The sequence below is a fragment of the Buttiauxella sp. AC142 genome (assembly GCF_979253435.1).
Genome location: NZ_CEEDCH010000001.1, coordinates 2,628,889 through 2,647,001, shown reverse-complemented (window position 1 = coordinate 2,647,001; position 18,113 = coordinate 2,628,889). Strand labels below are relative to the sequence as shown.

Below are 18,113 nucleotides of genomic sequence, written 5' to 3'. Positions count from 1 at the left end.
CCTTTATTTTTTGAAACAAAATTTCATTAAATTTGAAAGTATGTTTGCTAGATAGTATCGTTACTGCATACCAAGCTATTCACCGCGGGAAATCCCGTGACCCAATCAGGAGACGGAAATGAAAATAGCACTGATGATGGAAAACAGTCAGGCTGGAAAAAACGCCATCATTCTTAATGAGTTGAATGCGGTTGCTGCTGAAAAAGAGTACCCGGTTTACAACGTAGGCATGAGCGATGAGCAGGATCACCACCTGACTTACATCCACCTCGGTATTATGGCCAGCATTCTGTTGAACTCTAAAGCGGTTGATTTTGTCGTAACCGGTTGTGGCACTGGCCAGGGCGCAATGATGTCACTGAACATCCACCCAGGTGTGGTGTGTGGCTACTGCCTGGATCCAGCCGATGCGTTCCTGTTCTCTCAAATCAACAACGGTAATGCGCTGTCTCTGGCATTCGCGAAAGGGTTTGGCTGGGGTGCAGAACTGAACGTACGCTATATGTTCGAAAAAGCGTTCACAGGCCGTAAAGGCGAAGGCTACCCAATTGAGCGTAAAGAGCCGCAGGTTCGTAACGCCGGTATCCTGAACCAGGTTAAAGCCGCTGTTGTGAAAGAAAACTATCTGGATACGCTGCGTGCTATCGACCCAGAACTGGTGAAAACCGCTGTGTCTGGTGAGCGTTTCCAGCAGTGTTTCTTCGAGAATTGCCAGAACAAAGAAATTGAAGCATTCGTTCGCGAAATCCTTGCTTAATCATTTCTGAAAATACGTAAGGCCAGCTTCTGCTGGCCTTAATTTTTTGTACTTTCACTCACTGCTTTTTAGACACGCTACTTCCTGCATCACGGGGTAAACGCAGCAAATCAACCAGCCCAAGCAGGCAAATTAACGTGATCATCACAAACGAAATCTTGATTGAAAACCCAGGAATATGGGTAATATCCAGCCACTGACTGACTTTTTCCCCTAACCGAATTCCAATTGCGCCAAGCGTAATTCCCAACCCCACAGAAAGCTGCGTTGCCGTGCTGAATAACGTATTGGCATAACTCATTTGCGCGGATGGCACATCGGAAAAGGCGAGGGTGCTGATTCCGGTAAATTGCATTGAGCGGAACATACCGCCAAAAAACAGTATCGCCATCGTCAGCCATGCGGCGGTGTCAGGGGTGAGAAATGTACAAGCCAGCAAAGAAGCGACGTTCAGCAATCCATTAATTATCAGCAGCTTTTTAAAGCCTAACGCGCGTATCAACGGTGTGGTTGCCGGTTTCATCGCGAGGTTCCCGGCAAATACCGCTAAAACCAGTAAACCTGAATGGAACGCGTCCATCCCAAAGCCAACCTGAAACAGCAGCGGCAGCAAAAACGGCACAGCACTGATGGAGGTTCGGAACAGTGAACCGCCGTACATCGTCACGCCAAAAGTTTGTACCTTTAATGCTTCCAGGCGAATCATCGGGTGTTCTGCGCGTTTAAAATGCCTGAGCGAGAACCAAAGTGCCGCCGCACCCACCATGAGAATACTCACTGTTGGCAGCACATTGACTTGCGATTGTCCGAGCATTTCCAGCCCGTACACCAGGCTAATCATGGCAATGGCGGTACTGGCAAAACCAATGCTGTCAAACGGACGGCGGGAGTCATCATGGATATCAGGAATCAACCGCCATGCCAGTGCCATCGCGATTAATCCCAACGGCAGGTTGATATAGAAAATCCAGCGCCACGACGCATAACTGGTGATGAACCCCCCGAGCGGCGGGCCAATGATCGGAGCCACCAGCGCGGGCCACGTTAATGTGGCAATCGCGGTTATCAACAAATGCTTGGGAGTTGTGCGCAATACGGCAAGTCGCCCGACAGGCACCATCAACGCGCCGCCAACGCCCTGTAAAATACGCATGGCAACAAACTGCTCGAGCGTATTGGCGATGCCACACAGCACCGAGGCAAAGGTGAAAATACCCAGCGCGAGCGTGAATATTTTGCGTGCGCCGAACCGGTCAGCAATCCAGCCGCTGGCTGGAATCAACACCGCCAGCGTCAGCAAATAGGCGCTCATGCCGATGTTGAGATCGACGGCATCCACCCCAAATGTTTTTGCCATTTCGGGCAGCGCGGTAGCAATGACGGTTCCGTCGAGAAATTCCATGAAAAATGCGCCAGCAACCAACAGTGCCATACCTGAAATGCCACGTTTAGGTGCCGGAGAAGGGGAGTTAGTCATGAGTAAAACTCAAAATTAAAATAATGTTTTAAAAATTAATTGAGCCAATTAATCAGTTAAGTGTTGGATTTGCAAGCCATTTCATGTGACGGAGTTGTAAAATCCACAAGAAAAATGTGTGATGTGCATCACAAAACTATTGATTTGTGTGACGGATGTCATATTATTAGCCCCATAACGAGCAACATCTGCAAAACAAAAAAACTGGAGCACACAATGAAAATGCGCAAAATCCTGAAAAGCATGTTTGAACAATACTGCAAGACCTTTAAAGATGTACCGCCAGCTGGCATGTTCTGATTTGTCAGCCTGAAGAAAAACCTGCTGCGGCAGGTTTTTTTATGCCTGAAATCTGGCTTTTAATTGTCAGTTGCTCGCGTTATATCCACATTTGTTGCTTTAGCACTTTTTCGCATAACGTTATGCTTTTTACACTTATTTACATTGTGGGTATGGCTGGTGCACTATGCGGTCTCTAATTGAGACGGAGTCCGTGAATAAATGCGTAAACCCCTGTTGTTATCTGCGCTGTTTGCCTCTTTGGCCCTGGCCCTTTCTGGCTGTGACGATGCGAAAACCGAAACTGCGGCGAGTCCTGCCCCAGCAAAACAAGCAGCCCAGGATGGCGGCAATTTAATTGTTGGCGTAACCACCGGTGACCCGTTAGCCATGAACCCGTTGTACGCCAGCGACCGCACTACGCTGACGATTATGCAAGCGCTGTATGCGCCGCTTTATAGCTTCAACGGTGACAAAATTGAATGGGGCCTGGCTGAAAGCCTGACACCTTCAGAAGACAACCTCTCATACGTTTTAAAACTCAAACCGAATCTGAAGTGGCAGGATGGCAAAGCCATTACAGCTGATGACGTCGTCTTTACCTTCAACAAATTGCTGGATGAGAAGCAGCACAGTTTCTTCCGCAGCATGTTTGTTTATGGTGGCAAACCTATTCAGGTCAGCAAAATTGATGACCAGACCGTTAAATTCACGCTGCCACAGGTGAGCGCGGCGTTTGTCGGCACCCTGGTTCAAATTTACCCGATCCCGCAGCATGTATTTGCCAGCGAAAATGGCGACCTGGAAAAGAGCGCTAAAAACGATGCTCCCGTCGGTTCAGGTCCCTTTAAATTCAAAGAATATCGCGCCGGGCAATATTACGCGCTGACGCGTTTTGACGATTACTGGAACGGTAAACCAAAACTAGATGCCGTGACTTACCGTTTCGCTAAAGACAGCAACTCCGCCAATCTTGCGCTGCAAAATGGCGAAATCAACATGAAGATGATTGATCCGCAGGATGTCACTCGCCTGAAAACCACCGGGAAATTTGATTTCGTGATTTATCCGGAAGGGCGTCTGGCGTACATGACGTTTAACCAGAACATCGACAGCATGAAGAACAAGGCGCTACGTCAGGCCATTGCTTATGCCATCAATAAAGACGAACTGGTGCAGGCGGCATTTTCTTCGCTCGACTACGCGCAACCGGCTGCTTCTATTCTGACGCCAGATACGCTGTATCAAACCAACGATGTTGAACCCTATAAGTTCGATGCTGAAAAAGCCAAAGCGTTGCTTAAAGAAGCGGGCGCGCCTGCTAATCTGAAATTGCGTCTGGCTTATATCAACAGCAATAAAACCCAGGAAAGCATGGGGCTGTATATTCAACAGCAGCTGAAAAACGTCGGTATCGCGGTTGAGCTGATGCCACTCGATGCTAACGCGATGTCCCAACGCAGCCTGGATATGAAAAACACCGACTACGAGCTGAGTTTGGGTGGCTACATTATGGGGATGGAACCTGACGGTTATAAATCTCTGTATATGAGCAACGAAGCCTATAACTACGCGCATTATAAGAACCCGGAGTTCGATGCGTTGTGGAACCAGGGTGCGACCGAAACCGACAAAACGAAACGCGCTGAGATTTATAAACAAATCCAGCAGACCGTTGCTAACGACATGGCATGGTATCCGATTGCTTATACCAACGCGGTTGTTGCAGTAGATAAGCGTTTTGCCGGAACCAAAGAGGCAGAACCTAAGCCTGTTTACATGTTCCAGGACCTGTCAAAAATCTATCAACAATAATTAACTTTATCTTTAAGGGTTTCTCCTGAGAGACCCTTTTTGATGAAGGCATAATGGTGGATGACGCTGCGCTTATCCCCCCTACAAGGGCAATTCACTTTTTGTAGGTCGGATAAGCGTAGCGTCATCCGACATTGCTTGAGTCAATTTTGAGGCAGTATGAATAATGTTTTAGTTCGACGCCTGGCGCAATTAGTGCCGATGTTGTTCTTCATTTCGCTGGTGTCGTTTTTGCTGGTTAAACTAGCACCTGGAGACCCGGTTCAGGCCTATATCACGCCGCGTATGAACCCGGAGGATATCGAGCGTATCCGCCAGAGCCTCGGGCTTGATAAACCGCTATTTATGCAATATCTGCTATGGCTCAAAAATGTCCTGCATGGGGATTTAGGCTATTCGCTGATTTACCATCGTCCGGTATTAACCATGATTGCCGAGCGCATTCCGGCCACGCTTGGTTTAATGGGCGCATCGCTGATTATTGCGATGATACTGGCGATCCCATTGGGGTTACTGGCGGGAGCGTACAAGCACCGCTGGCTCGATCACTTCCTGAATATGTTTGCCTACATTGGTATTTCGGTGCCAATTTTCTGGTTTGGCATTTTGCTGATTACCGTATTTTCCGTTCAGTTGAACTGGCTGCCCAGCATGGGAATGCGCACCATCGGTGCGGAAGACTCCTGGTTGGATGTGGTGCGCCACGCCATTTTGCCGTGTATCGCCCTGAGTTTTTATAACCTCTCCACTTATGTGCGTTACATCCGCTCCAACACCATCACTCAATTATCGGCTGATTACGTGCAAACCCAGTTGGCGTATGGCGCCACGCGACGCTCAATCTTGTTCCGCCACGTGCTGAAAAACGTCCTCCTGCCGGTTATTACGTTGTTTGGTATTTCGTTTGGCGAGCTGGTGGTTGGGGCTTACGTAACAGAAAGCGTCTTCTCATGGCCGGGGATGGGTCTGTTAGGGATTCAGTCGATAACCTCGCTGGATTACCCACTGATCATGGCGATGATCATGCTTTCTTCGACGATGATTATCGTCGGTAATTTAGTGGCAGATTTGTTATATCGCGTGGCCGATCCGCGCATTAAGGCCTTGAGGTAAGACGATGAGTAGACGTTGGCAACAAGTTAAACACGGCCTGAAACGTAATCGTCCAGCTCAATTCTCATTACTGGTTCTGATCGTTTTCAGCATTGCGGCATTGCTGGCCGCACTCAGTCCTTTTGACCCCAATCAGATGTCGCTTACCGCAAGGTTGTTAGCGCCGGATGCGACGCACTGGTTCGGTACGGATGACTACGGGCGCGACTATTTTACTCGCGCCCTGTACGGCGGCCAGATCTCCTTGATGGTCGGATTCCTGTCGATGGTATTTTCAACGCTGATTGGTACGCTGGTCGGCACCGTGAGCGGCTATTTTGGCGGGCGAATCGACAACATTATGATGCGTGTAGTCGATGTGCTGATGTCGATTCCCGCCTTCTTCCTGCTGCTGGTTTTGAATGCTTATTTGAAGCCGGGGATCGCGAATATCATCATGATTATCAGCGCATTGACGTGGATGAGTATGTCGCGTCTTGTGCGCGCAGAAACCTTATCTGTGAAAGAGCGTGAATACGTGGTGTATGCCCGCGCCTGCGGTGAACACCCGTTAATTATCATTGCCCGCCATATTATCCCGAATATTTTGCCGACCATTATGGTGGCGGCGACGCTGAATATTGCCTCGGCAATCCTGATGGAATCGACGTTGAGTTTCCTCGGCCTTGGCGTTCAGCAGCCGAATGCATCATGGGGCAGTATGCTCAACAATGCACAATCTTTTATTGGCGAAGCGACGTGGCTGGCGATGTTCCCAGGCGTGCTGATTTTGCTGACGGTATTGAGCTTTAACGTGCTGGGCGATGTGTTACGTACCGCTTTCGAGCCAGGAGCGAACCGCGATGAATAACTTACTGGAACTCGACAATCTGCAAACCTCATTCTTCACCCGCGAAGGTGAAGTTAAAGCGGTGCGCGGCGTCAGCTTTGCGGTAAAACGCGGCGAAGTGGTGGGCATCGTCGGTGAATCGGGCTGTGGCAAAAGCGTCACCTGTAAATCAGTGCTCAAATTGCTGGGAAGCAACGGCAAAGTGGTTGGCGGGCACGTGCATTTTATGGGCGAAGATCTGGCCCGGAAAACACCGGAGCAAATGCGCCATATTCGCGGGAATGATATCGCGATGATTTTCCAGGACCCGATGACCGCGCTCAATCCGGTGCTGACGATTGGCAAACAGATGAGCGAAATTCTGATTCGTAATCAGAATCTGGGCAAAAAAGCGGCAAAAGAGAAATCTATTGCCATGCTGCAACAGGTCGGAATTGGCAACGCAGAGCAGCGTTATCACCAATATCCCCACGAGTTTAGCGGCGGTATGCGTCAACGCGTGATGATCGCCATCGCGCTGTCCTGCCACCCGAAGCTACTGATTGCTGATGAACCGACCACCGCACTGGATGTGACCATTCAGGCGCAAATTTTACGGCTGCTTAAACAGCTTCAACAGCAAACCGACACCGCCATCATGTTGATCACGCACGATCTCGGCGTCGTCGCGCAGGTCTGTTCCCGTGTGGTGGTGATGTACGGCGGATTGGTGATGGAGCAGGGCAGTGTGGAAGATATTTTCTATCGCCCGGCGCATCCTTACACTCGCGGATTACTCGCTTCGTTGCCACGGCAGGGAGATGCGGGCGCACGTTTGTCGCCTATCGAAGGCTCGCCTCCTGGCTTACTCAACCCGCCGCCAGGCTGCCCGTTTGCCGAGCGCTGCCCGCAGCGAATGGAACGTTGCAGCAGCCTGCCGCCGATGTATCAAATCAAAGAAGATCATCAGGCGATGTGTTGGTTATGGGATTCGGAGGTGAAGCATGCAGGACGTTAAGCCATTGGTCCGTGTGAAAGGACTGCGCAAATACTTCCATAGCCAGCAGGGATGGTTTAACAAAACGCCCCCGGTTAAAGCGGTGGATGGCGTGAGTTTTGACATTTATCCCGGCGAAACCTACGGGCTGGTGGGCGAATCGGGTTGTGGGAAATCAACACTTGGCCGCAGCGTGTTACGCCTGTTTGATATCACCGACGGTGAAATAGATTTTGCCGGGCAGGACATCGCCCACATGAGCGACAAACAACTCAAGCCGTTGCGCCGCCGCATGCAGGCTATTTTTCAGGACCCTTATTCGTCGCTGAACCCAGGGATGACCGTCGCGCAGTTAATTGCCGAGCCGATGAAAATCCACGGTTATGGCAAAGAACAGCGCGCAGAACGCACGCTCGAGCTACTGGAAAAAGTCGGGCTGAAACGGGAGCATTTGAACCGCTTCCCGCATGAATTCAGCGGTGGTCAGCGCCAGCGTATTAGCATTGCGCGTGCGCTTTCGGTTAACCCGGAATTTGTGTTGTGCGATGAACCGCTCTCGGCGCTGGATGTTTCGGTGCAGGCACAAGTCGTGAATATTTTGCAGGATTTGCAGCAGGCATTTGGGCTGACTTATCTGTTTATCGCGCACGACTTATCCATGGTGCGCCATATTTCTGACCGTATCGGCGTGATGTATCTCGGTTCACTGGTTGAAGAAGCGCCCGCTGAAACGCTTTACACCGCGCCGGCGCACCCGTATACCCGGGCGTTGCTGGCTTCTATTCCGGTAGCCGATCCGCATGTACAAATGCTCGACCAGGGTGGCATTAAAGGCGAATTACCTGGTGCGATGAACGACTGGCCGGGCTGCAAGTTTTGCAACCGCTGCCCACGGGCGATAGAGAAATGCCAGAGCCAGGCGCCGGTCATGCAGGAAATTTCACCTGGGCATCGGGTGGCATGTTGGCTGTTTGAGAAACCCTAAGCAATGGATTATTGCCTCGTACGCCTCGCCGCGAGTACTATGACGCCCATTACGAAACAGGAGAGAAATAATGTCTGAACAATTATCTGCCGATCAGGAACTGGTTTCCGATGTCGTGGCATGCCAGTTAGTGATTAAGCAAATTCTGGATGTGATTGATGTGATTGCGCCGGTAGAAGTACGTGAAAAAATGGCGAACCAGTTAAAAACGATTGATTTCGCTACCCACCCGGCAGCGGCAGATCCAGTGACCCGCCGCGCGATTCAAAAAGCCATTTCTTTGATTGAGCTGAAATTCACGCCGCAAAACGAAGCGCATTAATTTCCGAAGTTGTAGGGTGGATAAGCGTTTAGCGCCATCCACCATTTACATCATTGGCTTAGAAGAACGTCATCACCAACAAATAACTTGCCGCACACGCACAGCTCACGCCAATCAAACCTGGCAAAATGAAACTATGATTAATGATGAATTTACCTATTTTCGTGGTGCCTGAACGGTCAAAACCAATACACGCCAAATCGCTCGGGTAAGTCGGCAGAACAAAATAACCGTACGACGCCGGGAAGAAGGCAATCAGCATTTTCGGTTCAACGCCTAACATCAACCCCATTGGTGCGACAGCGGTTAATGCTGCGGCCTGGCTATTCACCAGTTTCGAGACCAAAAACAGCACGATGGCATACGTCCACGGGTGACTTTTCACCACGCCTTCCAGCGCCATTTTCAACTCTTCCAGATGCGCCTGGAAGAAAGTATCGCTCATCCATGCCACGCCGAATACCGAGAAAATCGCCACCATCCCGGCTTTAAACACCGCGCCGTTAGAGATTGCCGAAGCATTCACTTTGCACACCATTAGCATCACGGCACCGGCAATCAACATCATCATCTGGATAACCAGATTCATGGATAACGGCTTGAGCGCACCTTTGATCTCAAACGCCGGGCGCAGGGCGGGAATTGCCCCTAGTAACACCACCACTAAAATCCCGGCGAAGAAAATCCACGTTGACCAGTAGGCCTGTTTTGGGAACACCTGATTCATCAGCGTTTCGCTGCTGCCGTAGATAAACTCACGCTGTTTGGGATCTTTGAGCTTTTCCTGGAACTCTTTGTCGTCTTTCAAATCATTACCGCGGCGTAAACTCCACAGCGCGGCAATCAACACGCCAAATAAAGAGGCGGGCACTGAAATACAAAGAATATCGAGAATGCCCCACGCGCGCCCGATGCCGTGATTAGCTGCCAGAATAGAAATCAGCGAAACCACCGCCACCGAAACCGGAGAGGCCGTAATCGCCATTTGCGAAGCAATCGACGCGACCGCCATTGGGCGCTCCGGGCGAATACCTTTTTTGAGTGCGATATCGGCGATAATCGGGAACATGGTGTACACCACATGCCCGGTTCCGCACAGGAACGTCAGCATCCAGGTGGTGAACGGAGCGAGCAGAGTAATGTGCTGCGGGTGTTTACGCAGCAACCGTTCGGCGAACTGCATCATGACGTTCAATCCGCCAGCCGTTTGTAATGTCGCTGCGCAACCAATCACCGCCAGAATGGTGAGCATGACATCAACCGGCGGTTTGCCAGGTTCAAGGCCGAAGATAAACGTGAGGATAAACAGTCCGATACCGCTGATTAAACCCAGGCCCATCCCGCCAAAACGCGTCCCTACCAGCAAGCATAAAATGATGACAATAAATTCAATGGTAATCATGGCAATCCCTTGGAGTTTTACATGCAATTAGCATTACAGAATGTAAGGATTACCATTGAGACATAGATCTTGTTTGTTAAAATTCAATGAAAACAGGTGCTTAATAACATTTTATTAACACCCCGCCCGGAGGCGGAGTGGCGGTTTATAGCGGGCAGTGTGAACGTTGGAGGCGAGGAAGTTTTGTGTCGTCGTCAGCAATATCAATCACCAGCACATTTTCACCCCGCTTAAGTGCGATGCGCATGCCTTCACCATCCGGCATGACCTGCATATCGGTGATCGGCTGCTGATTGTCAAAATCCCACGCGCAGACAAATTCAGGGCTTTTTTCAGCGCTGCGCAATACCAGATAACTTAGATCCTCAATAGCCGGATTATCAGGAGCCTTGCCTTGCCAGAGTTCGGCCTGCCCGTGGAGCCACAACGCCTGTCCATTCAGTGCCGTACCAAAATTGCGCGGCTGGCTATTAGTCAGTTGAGCGCAATGCGCATCCTGCATGATCGCAAGCGGCCCGGTGTGGCTGAATGTCGCCAGTTCACCTTCGACATCAAGCGCTTTGCCATGAAGATGAAGCGTCCAGTCAATCTGTTGGCGATGCGGATTTTGCACGTTACTGATGTCAATCAGGGCGTTGTCCAGCCACAGCAAACGGCGACGGAAACGCACATCGCGCCAGGCATCGCTGTCCCACTGCACGCGCGTATGGCTATCCAGTTCCGGTGGGGTTTGCCGCCAGTCCACTTCCGTATCGAGCCAGCAAAACGCCTCGCTTTCATGGTACTGGCGCACCACGGGAATCGCAGGCGGTTGGTTCGTCTGGTTAACGGTAATCGTATTGTGCGTGGCGCTGTTTTTGTAATACGCGTAATGCATTGGCGCGCCGTAACCGGTCGTTCCCAGGTCGGGTAAGATTTCTTCCGCACCATTAAACAGCACAAGATTCAGGCGATCGTAGTGGTCATGTTCGCCACCGTAAGGCGTATGTTTCACCAGCAGAGCACGCTGCTTTGCTGCGTTGCGCCAGAGGGTCAGGCCGCAATCCGGGGCATGTAAATGCCCGGTGGGGATCAACTCCGGAACCTGTTCTGGCAGTGGCCTTGTGTAGAGAAATGCATCCAGATTCAGGCGCGGATGATGCTGATTAATCGCCTTTAACGCGGCGGCATATTGGCTATCCTGGTAGTAATACCACGCAAATTCATAAAGATGGCCGTGATCGAGTTTTTCCTGGCCGTAGATACAATCATTGATGCGCGGGAAGGTGCCGTCTGGCATCAACAACGTCAGTGGGAAACTGAGCATCTTTTTATAATAGGGTTCATCGAGCAGGCTCCAGCGTGTGCCCATCGCCAGCTTTTCAAACGCCAGAAAACCTTGCAGAGCGTAGAAATGGTAATGAACCGAGCCTTCAAACCACAACCCTTCTTCAAACAGACCGTGTTCGAGTTGATAACGCAGCCCGTAAGGCTGGTTTACCGCAAACTCCAGCAGCGAATCATCTTCCAGAACCAGGCCCATCACACCCACTGCGCAGCCGATTTTGACCTCATGGTTATGTAATTGCGCAGTGCGGTGAGCCATCAAAAATTGCGCACCTTCTCGCAGCAGGCGCGTGATGATGTATTCACGTTGCTCTGCGGTCAGTGCTTGCGCGATGCAATCAAACCCGAGGGTGAAATCCAGCAGGCAGTTGGCTTCGCACAGCGTCTGGGCGTTCATTTTCCCCGGCCCGTTATAAGGAATATCACCGTGAATGGCATAGCCCGGATAAAACTCCGCATAGCGCATTAGCAAATCACGGACTTTCTCGAAATAAATCTGCTCGCCGGTTAATTGCCATAACACACCAAGCTGGTGACAGGCTTTGGCATTCAGCCCGTTCAGCTCGCGCCACCATGCGCCGTCGTAAGGCTCACCGCTAAACTGCCGCCCGTCTACCGGGCAGCGATGAGAGGCTGGGGAGTGTCTGTCCCACATCAGCCTGACCCCGTGGTCGGGGCAGTAATAATAGAGATTCCACGTTGCCAGCGCCGTTTCAGGCACGTGCAACGGGTTGTTGAGTACCACCGAATTATCGGTAATCAATTGTTCAATAATTGCTGGCTGCTGTTTAATCCGTTGCCGAAGAAGAATAAGTTGTTGCGTGGTGAACTGCTTCATCGCTCGATCCTTATTCTCATTCAGTGTTGTTTTAACGGGGTAATAAGATGAGAAATATCGTCCGGATATTTCGCCATTAACCACTCCGCTTTTTCAGTAAACAGCTTGTCGTCAGGCCACGCGCGAGCGGCGCTCACCATATTCACCAACGCTTTTTTATCATCCATTTTATCAATATCCTTCCATGGCCAGGTTTCATTGCTATTCACGAAGTGCGCGACGTAGGTATAACCCTTGCGCAGGCTGTGATCGTCAAGGTTGAAATTCCACACATCAACCCCGGTCACTTCCCCTAAACGCCCCAGCTTGTTGTAAGCCTCGAGGTGGAAATTGCTGTAATGCCAGGGACGAGTGCGCTCAATTTCCGCCATCTGGCGGCCTTCTTTATCAAAATGGGAGGGGATGCGGCGCAGTTGCGTGATTTGCAGCCGCTTTTTAGCCGCCTGCGTATCACCACTAAACAGGGCAAATGACGCAGCCTGTAAATCAAAATAAGTGCCGTGGTTGTTGTGCCAGTTGTCCTCTTCAAAACCGTTCTGGCTGGTGGTCATCCAGTGATAAAAATCGCCATACCATTGTTTTATCTGCCGGTAGTCATCGTCACTCAGAACATTTGCCGGGCGTAACAATTCAATGGCATCAATCACTTCCACCAGGGCGCGGCTATCAATCAGGCCGATTCCTCGACCATCGTTGATGCCTGGAATAGCCTGCGCATGTTGCAGATTCGGGTTCATGCGTGTTTCGGGCTTCACAAACCAGTTCAAAAGCTGATTGCGGGCTTTTTCGGCATAGGCCGGGTTTTGAGTAAATTGCCACGCCAGCGCCAGCGTCCAGACATCATTGCTCATGTTGACCAGGCGTTTTTTGTCTGTGGCATCACTGTTGGCATCAGGGTTTGTCTGGCCATCTTTGCGAATATACGGCAGCCCATCTTTGGTCGTTGGGTCCGGCCACCAGTAAGGCGGGAAACTGTAGTAATCATGCTTATCCCCGCTGGCGGCGGTGAGGGTTTTATCCATCACGGAGTACAGCGGCTTGGTTAGCGCTTTATCCGCTCCGGCAATCAGTTTTTGATATGCGCCGATAAACTGCGGATTTTGTGCTTTTACTTGTTGTTGGCTGTAGCGTAAATCATCCAGTTTTATTTGCAGCGGATGCGCATCGGCGGCATACAACGGTGAAGTCGTTAATACTCCTGCAACCGCCAGTGAAATTAATGACAGGCAGGACAATAAAGTGGGTTTGCTCGGGCACATATTTTCTCCGTCCATCGGCAGAATGAATTTAGGGTGATAAAAGCCATCACCTTATTAATTGTCGGTGTTATTCGTATTCATCAATTGTGAGAGTGGAAATAATATTATTGAAGTTGCCTGCGCAGTGTAAGAGGCGGAATTAATTTTTATGTGATTTACTTCAAATTCTTGTTTATGATGCTAAATAACCCCTGAAAGCGAGTTATAGATCACGATAAACAGCACTTTTAAATCTATTTTTATAAGTTGCTAAATTTGTTTAAATTTATATTGTCATGTTTTTATTGAATATTTTTTATTGTGTGTTTTGTGTCGCATTTTTAAATGTGACTAATGACACACTTCTGCATTGTGAAACGGTATTTCTGTTTTTGACCGTTGTGTTTAACACAACCATTCTATTTAATTATCGGGCAGCTTTTCTTTTATCGAAAATAATCTGCTTCACTCCATTTATTCAATTATCAAACCTCTTAAAATAAGGATGTGAAAATAAATGTTCTCTACAAAATTAAAATCCGTATTTCTGATATCCGCACTGGGGTTAAGTGCTTCGCAAGCATTTGCAGCCCAAACGCTTAATGTCTGGATTCGTGCCAGCAACGACTCAAAAAATATCTACAAGCAAGAAGCGGAAACCTTTGAAAAAAAGACCGGCATTAAAATCGAATATTTTAATGCCACGACTGATTTCGAGCAGCGCCTGGCGCGTGCGGCGGCGGGGAATGCGCTGCCGGATCTTATCTTCAATGATGCGGTCGCCATTGGGCAATTCATTCAGCTTGGCATCGCCGAAGAAATCGACCCGAAAACCATCGCCGGGGGCGACAATATTTACCCAACCGCCTGGGAAAGTACCCGCTACACCGACGGGAAATACTATGGCGTGCCGACATCCGCTCAAACCTTCGCCCTGTTTGTGCGCAAAGACTGGCGTGAAAAGCTGGGAATGCCTGCACCAAAAACCTGGAGCGATGTCGAGAAACTGGCAAAAGCCTTCACCACGCAAGACCCTGACGGCAATGGTAAAAACGATACCTACGGCTTTCTGTTGCCAGGCTCTACCACTCGCGGTTATGCCAGCTGGTTTATGAGTGCCTTTCTGTGGCAAGCCGGGGGGGATTTTATCCGTGAAGGGGCGACAAAAGGCACATTCAAAGCCTCGCTCGATGAACCCGCTGCGACGGAAACCTTGCAGTTTATGCGCGGCATGTTGTGCGAAAAGGTAGTCCAGCCAGGCGCTATCAATGCCACGACGGCCGATATCATCCCTTCGTTCCGCTCCAGCCAAACCGGCATGTTCTTCACCGGGCCGTATCACATCGCGTTATTTGATAAAGACCCCGGCAAAGACAAGTTTGAAGTGGTGACGCTCGAAGGCCCGAAAAACAGCGCCACGCTGGCTGAAGGCACCACGGTCTTCATGATGAAAAGCAGCAAGAACAAAGATGCAGCCCGCAAGTTCATCGAATTTATGATTTCCCAGGAAGGGCAAGAAATCGGCATGGGTAAAGGCAGCAAACATATGCCGGTGGTGCGTTTACCGGTGAACAAACAGGTGGACACGCAAGCGGTGTATGACGACGCACGCTGGGCGACTTTCGCCAGACTCTACGCCGAACAAGGGCGCTATGTGCCGCAAGTGCCGAACTGGACGCCAATCCGCCAGATCACCGCCGATGGTTTTAACCGTGTTCTGGCTGACTGCAATAGCGATATCAGTGCGGAGCTGAAAGCCACTAACGAGAAAGTCAACGCTGAACTTGCCAAACAGCAGGTGCTGGCGAAGTAGGTTTGGTGCCAAACGGTGGATGACGCTGTGCTTATCCCCCCTACAAAACCAGGCGTAGGGCGGATAAACGCAGCGCCATCAGCCACTTAACTTCAAAAAAGAGCAAAAAAACGATGTTAACTTCTCGCCAGAAACGAAACCTGGTGCCGTGGATATTTTTGGCTCCGGCACTGGTCATTTTTACCTGGTTTAAATTCATCCCCATGCTGCAAGGGTTGGTGATGAGTTTTTACAAGGTGAACTTCAATCAACCAGATGAATGGGTTGGGTTTGCCAACTTCGCCCGCGCTTTTGCCGATATCGAACTGCATTCAGCCGTGTTCAACACCTTTCTTTATGTCGTGGTGACGATGGTGGTTGGGGCGGTGCTGGCATTCTTCCTGGCGATGTTGCTTGAAGGTCCCGCCCGCCATTTGCGCTTCATCCGTACTGCGATTTTCCTGCCTGCGGTAACGAGTGCGGCTATCGTCGCTGAAATGTGGCGCATCCTGTTTAACCCAACGCCGAACGGGGTGGTGAACCATATTCTGAGTTGGTTTGGCGTGGCCGACCAGGGGTTCCTCGCCAGCTCCGATCAGGCGCTGTGGGTGATCATGCTGCTGCATATCTGGAAAGCGGTGCCGTACAACATGGTGATATTTATCGCCGGCCTGGCGGGTATCAGCCGTGATTTATATGACGCCTCAAACGTTGATGGCGCGAACTGGTGGAACCGCCTGCGCTACGTCACGCTGCCTGGCATGATCCCGGCTATTTCCGTGGTGTTGATGCTCTCGTTTATCCGTGGCTTCCGCGTGTTTGCCGAAGTGTACGCCACCACCGGCGGCGGGCCGTCCGGTGCGACAGAGATGATCATGACCCACATCTATAAACTTGGTTTTGAGCAATTTGACTACGGCTATGCTTCGGCGGTGTCGTTCCTGTTATTCGCCTTCACCGTGGTGCTGACGATTTGTCATCTCACGCTGAAAAAGCGCATTGCCCGCTATTAAGGAGCTGCCCATGTTAGGTAAACGTTGGGATACCGTAGGCCGCTGGATGATTTATGGCCTGCTGTTAATTGTATTTGTCGGGCCGTTCTGGGGCATTGTTGCCACCGCATTCAGCGGTGCGCCCGTGAAGCCTGGTGAACTGTTGGCCTGGCCGAATGAGTTTTCAATGGAGAACTTTATCTTTGCCTGGCAGGACATTGGCGTCTGGCAATACCTGTTGAACTCGATGGTGGTGGTGTTCTTCGGCACCATTTTGCAGGTCTCAGTCAGTGCGCTGGCGGCCTACGCCTTAGCGCGCAAAAAGTTCGTTGGCGTCTCGTTGGTCAGTTTGATCATTCTTTCCACCATGATGCTGCCGGAAGAGGTGATCGCCATTCCGCTGTACATGATTATCAACTGGCAATTGCCGCTGATTGACTCGTCACTCTATAACACCTATCTGGGCATGATCATGCCGGTGGTGGGCTGGGCGTTCTCCATCTTCGTCCTCAGCGAATTTATGGCGGCGATCCCCAAAGAATTAGAAGAAGCTGCGCGTATAGATGGCGCGAATGAATGGCAGATTTTCTTCCACGTTATCTTGCCTCTGGTGAAACCGGCGCTCGGCACCGTGGTGACGTTCGGCTTCATCATGATTTGGGACCAGTACCTGCTGCCGCTGATTGTGGTGAACAGCGACAGCCTGAACACCATTCCGGTGATCCTTGGCCGCTTGCGTACCGATGAAAGCATCACACCGAACATCTTTATTGCCATCACCTTACTGGCGATGTTGCCGAGCATCATTGTGTATCTCGGTCTGCAAAAACATTTCAATCGCGGGATTATGTCCGGCGCGGTCAAAGGATAAGGAGCGACACATGGGGTCTGTAGTGCTTAAAAATGTCTGTAAATCATATGGCGACGCACATGTTATTAAAGATGTCTCGTTGACCATTCCAGACGGTGAGTTCTGTGTGTTGGTTGGCCCGAGCGGCTGCGGAAAGTCTACCTTGCTGCGCATGATTGCGGGGCTTGAAGAGATTACCGGCGGCGAGGTGGCGATTAACGAAAAAGACGTCACTGACGTTGAGCCGAAGCTGCGCGATATTGCGATGGTGTTCCAGAGTTACGCGTTATATCCGCAAATGACCGTGCGCGAAAATATGGGCTTTGCTCTCAAAATGGCAAAACTGCCAAAAGCGGAAATCAGCCGGAAAGTGGAAGCGGCGGCAGACCTTCTCGGCCTGGGCGTGTTGCTCGATCGTCTGCCAAAAGATTTATCCGGCGGCCAGCGCCAGCGTGTGGCAATGGGGCGCGCCATCGTGCGTAATCCGCAGGTGTTTTTATTTGATGAACCGCTCTCGAATCTCGACGCCAAGCTGCGCACTCAGGTGCGGGGCGAAATTCGTGAACTGCATCGCCGCCTTAAAACGACCTCGGTCTACGTCACTCATGACCAGATTGAAGCCATGACCATGGGGCAGATGATTGTGGTGCTACGCGAAGGGCGAATCGAACAGGTCGGCAGCCCACTGGAATTATACGACCGCCCGGCAAATCTATTTGTTGCCGGTTTCATCGGCTCGCCTGAAATCAATCAGTTAAAAGGTGAAGTGGTACTACAAAACGGAGAGATGATGTTACGTCTTGCCGATGGCTCTTTGTTAAGCTTGCCGCCGGGCGTGCAGGTGAAGCCGCAGCAAAAAGTGGTGTACGCGATACGCCCTGAACAGGTCAATGTGGTGGATGAAAGCGAGCAAAGCGGGGCGCTGAAGGCGACCATCACCGCCATTGAAAACACCGGTTCCGATATGCAGTTGTTCTGCAACACTGGCGGGGGAGCCTTTACCTCGGTGTTTAAGCAGCGATTAAATGTACGGGAAGGTGAAACGGTATGGTTGCAGCCCAGAGTGACGGGTATCCACATTTTTGATGCCGACAGTGGGCAGCGCGTAGCGTGTCATTAAGA

At 50.7% G+C, this 18,113-nt stretch carries 16 protein-coding genes; 12 read left to right on the top strand and 4 right to left on the bottom strand.

Annotation, left to right across the window (positions count from 1 at the left end; genetic code table 11):
- Positions 1-118 precede the first annotated feature (118 nt).
- Positions 119-757 (top strand): RpiB/LacA/LacB family sugar-phosphate isomerase, encoded by a 639-nt coding sequence (locus AC0IWZ_RS12285; RefSeq protein ID WP_034496146.1) that lies wholly within the window; start codon positions 119-121, stop codon positions 755-757.
- A gap of 58 nt (positions 758-815) precedes the next feature.
- On the opposite strand, the gene AC0IWZ_RS12280 is transcribed toward AC0IWZ_RS12285, so the two are convergent.
- Positions 816-2,234: an MFS transporter gene (locus tag AC0IWZ_RS12280; RefSeq protein WP_471677196.1), complete on the bottom strand. Its 1,419-nt coding sequence runs from the start codon at positions 2,232-2,234 to the stop codon at positions 816-818.
- 216 nt (positions 2,235-2,450) lie between these two features.
- On the opposite strand from AC0IWZ_RS12280, the gene azuC reads away from it, so the two are divergent.
- The 7 genes from azuC (at position 2,451) to AC0IWZ_RS12245 (ending at position 8,553) form a co-directional block, all read left to right on the top strand.
- On the top strand, positions 2,451-2,534 hold the full coding sequence (gene azuC, locus AC0IWZ_RS12275) for a stress response protein AzuC (protein ID WP_115628089.1): 84 nt from the start codon (positions 2,451-2,453) through the stop codon (positions 2,532-2,534).
- A 201-nt stretch (positions 2,535-2,735) separates the two neighbouring features.
- Positions 2,736-4,328 (top strand): ABC transporter substrate-binding protein, encoded by a 1,593-nt coding sequence (locus tag AC0IWZ_RS12270; protein ID WP_471677197.1) that lies wholly within the window; start codon positions 2,736-2,738, stop codon positions 4,326-4,328.
- Between the two features lie 159 nt (positions 4,329-4,487).
- Positions 4,488-5,441, top strand: a complete 954-nt coding sequence (locus AC0IWZ_RS12265; protein WP_471677198.1) for an ABC transporter permease — start codon at positions 4,488-4,490, stop codon at positions 5,439-5,441.
- A gap of 4 nt (positions 5,442-5,445) precedes the next feature.
- Complete coding sequence (locus tag AC0IWZ_RS12260; protein WP_115628091.1) at positions 5,446-6,291, top strand: ABC transporter permease; 846 nt, start codon at positions 5,446-5,448, stop codon at positions 6,289-6,291.
- Positions 6,284-7,267 carry an ABC transporter ATP-binding protein gene (locus AC0IWZ_RS12255; RefSeq protein ID WP_410373060.1) on the top strand — a complete coding sequence of 328 codons (984 nt, stop codon included), beginning with the start codon at positions 6,284-6,286 and terminating at the stop codon, positions 7,265-7,267. Before AC0IWZ_RS12260 ends, AC0IWZ_RS12255 begins: the two co-directional genes overlap by 8 nt.
- Entirely contained in the window at positions 7,254-8,231 is a 978-nt protein-coding gene (locus AC0IWZ_RS12250; RefSeq protein WP_471677199.1) for an ABC transporter ATP-binding protein, read from the top strand. Before AC0IWZ_RS12255 ends, AC0IWZ_RS12250 begins: the two co-directional genes overlap by 14 nt.
- A 70-nt stretch (positions 8,232-8,301) precedes the next feature.
- Positions 8,302-8,553 carry a DUF2766 family protein gene (locus AC0IWZ_RS12245; protein ID WP_034496127.1) on the top strand — a complete coding sequence of 84 codons (252 nt, stop codon included), beginning with the start codon at positions 8,302-8,304 and terminating at the stop codon, positions 8,551-8,553.
- Positions 8,554-8,611: 58 nt separating this feature from the next.
- On the opposite strand, the gene AC0IWZ_RS12240 is transcribed toward AC0IWZ_RS12245, so the two are convergent.
- From AC0IWZ_RS12240 to AC0IWZ_RS12230, 3 genes are all read right to left on the bottom strand, one after another.
- Positions 8,612-9,955, bottom strand: a complete 1,344-nt coding sequence (locus AC0IWZ_RS12240; protein WP_471677200.1) for an anaerobic C4-dicarboxylate transporter — start codon at positions 9,953-9,955, stop codon at positions 8,612-8,614.
- A 145-nt stretch (positions 9,956-10,100) separates the two neighbouring features.
- Entirely contained in the window at positions 10,101-12,119 is a 2,019-nt protein-coding gene (locus AC0IWZ_RS12235; RefSeq protein ID WP_471677201.1) for a heparinase II/III domain-containing protein, read from the bottom strand.
- 20 nt (positions 12,120-12,139) lie between these two features.
- Positions 12,140-13,378 (bottom strand): alginate lyase family protein, encoded by a 1,239-nt coding sequence (locus tag AC0IWZ_RS12230; RefSeq protein WP_471677202.1) that lies wholly within the window; start codon positions 13,376-13,378, stop codon positions 12,140-12,142.
- Between the two features lie 496 nt (positions 13,379-13,874).
- Here AC0IWZ_RS12230 and AC0IWZ_RS12225 point away from each other — a divergent pair, with 496 nt between their 5' ends.
- From AC0IWZ_RS12225 to AC0IWZ_RS12210, 4 genes are all read left to right on the top strand, one after another.
- Complete coding sequence (locus AC0IWZ_RS12225; RefSeq protein WP_471677204.1) at positions 13,875-15,170, top strand: ABC transporter substrate-binding protein; 1,296 nt, start codon at positions 13,875-13,877, stop codon at positions 15,168-15,170.
- Between the two features lie 113 nt (positions 15,171-15,283).
- Positions 15,284-16,162 carry a carbohydrate ABC transporter permease gene (locus tag AC0IWZ_RS12220; RefSeq protein WP_034496117.1) on the top strand — a complete coding sequence of 293 codons (879 nt, stop codon included), beginning with the start codon at positions 15,284-15,286 and terminating at the stop codon, positions 16,160-16,162.
- Between the two features lie 10 nt (positions 16,163-16,172).
- Entirely contained in the window at positions 16,173-17,012 is an 840-nt protein-coding gene (locus tag AC0IWZ_RS12215; RefSeq protein WP_115628098.1) for a carbohydrate ABC transporter permease, read from the top strand.
- A gap of 10 nt (positions 17,013-17,022) precedes the next feature.
- Entirely contained in the window at positions 17,023-18,111 is a 1,089-nt protein-coding gene (locus AC0IWZ_RS12210; RefSeq protein ID WP_034496114.1) for an ABC transporter ATP-binding protein, read from the top strand.
- The last annotated feature ends 2 nt before the right edge of the window (positions 18,112-18,113 follow it).

Bases quoted from the DNA above. Each gene is read 5' to 3' on its own strand.
- AC0IWZ_RS12260 (WP_115628091.1), top strand. From the start codon at position 5,446: ATGAGTAGACGTTGGCAACAAGTTAAACACGGCCTGAAACGTAATCGT.
- AC0IWZ_RS12255 (WP_410373060.1), top strand. From the start codon at position 6,284: ATGAATAACTTACTGGAACTCGACAATCTGCAAACCTCATTCTTCACC.
- AC0IWZ_RS12235 (WP_471677201.1), bottom strand. From the start codon at position 12,119: ATGAAGCAGTTCACCACGCAACAACTTATTCTTCTTCGGCAACGGATT.
- AC0IWZ_RS12250 (WP_471677199.1), top strand. From the start codon at position 7,254: ATGCAGGACGTTAAGCCATTGGTCCGTGTGAAAGGACTGCGCAAATAC.
- AC0IWZ_RS12285 (WP_034496146.1), top strand. From the start codon at position 119: ATGAAAATAGCACTGATGATGGAAAACAGTCAGGCTGGAAAAAACGCC.
- AC0IWZ_RS12280 (WP_471677196.1), bottom strand. From the start codon at position 2,234: ATGACTAACTCCCCTTCTCCGGCACCTAAACGTGGCATTTCAGGTATG.
- AC0IWZ_RS12225 (WP_471677204.1), top strand. From the start codon at position 13,875: ATGTTCTCTACAAAATTAAAATCCGTATTTCTGATATCCGCACTGGGG.
- AC0IWZ_RS12215 (WP_115628098.1), top strand. From the start codon at position 16,173: ATGTTAGGTAAACGTTGGGATACCGTAGGCCGCTGGATGATTTATGGC.
- AC0IWZ_RS12210 (WP_034496114.1), top strand. From the start codon at position 17,023: ATGGGGTCTGTAGTGCTTAAAAATGTCTGTAAATCATATGGCGACGCA.
- AC0IWZ_RS12220 (WP_034496117.1), top strand. From the start codon at position 15,284: ATGTTAACTTCTCGCCAGAAACGAAACCTGGTGCCGTGGATATTTTTG.
- AC0IWZ_RS12240 (WP_471677200.1), bottom strand. From the start codon at position 9,955: ATGATTACCATTGAATTTATTGTCATCATTTTATGCTTGCTGGTAGGG.
- AC0IWZ_RS12245 (WP_034496127.1), top strand. From the start codon at position 8,302: ATGTCTGAACAATTATCTGCCGATCAGGAACTGGTTTCCGATGTCGTG.
- AC0IWZ_RS12270 (WP_471677197.1), top strand. From the start codon at position 2,736: ATGCGTAAACCCCTGTTGTTATCTGCGCTGTTTGCCTCTTTGGCCCTG.
- AC0IWZ_RS12265 (WP_471677198.1), top strand. From the start codon at position 4,488: ATGAATAATGTTTTAGTTCGACGCCTGGCGCAATTAGTGCCGATGTTG.
- azuC (WP_115628089.1), top strand. From the start codon at position 2,451: ATGAAAATGCGCAAAATCCTGAAAAGCATGTTTGAACAATACTGCAAG.
- AC0IWZ_RS12230 (WP_471677202.1), bottom strand. From the start codon at position 13,378: ATGTGCCCGAGCAAACCCACTTTATTGTCCTGCCTGTCATTAATTTCA.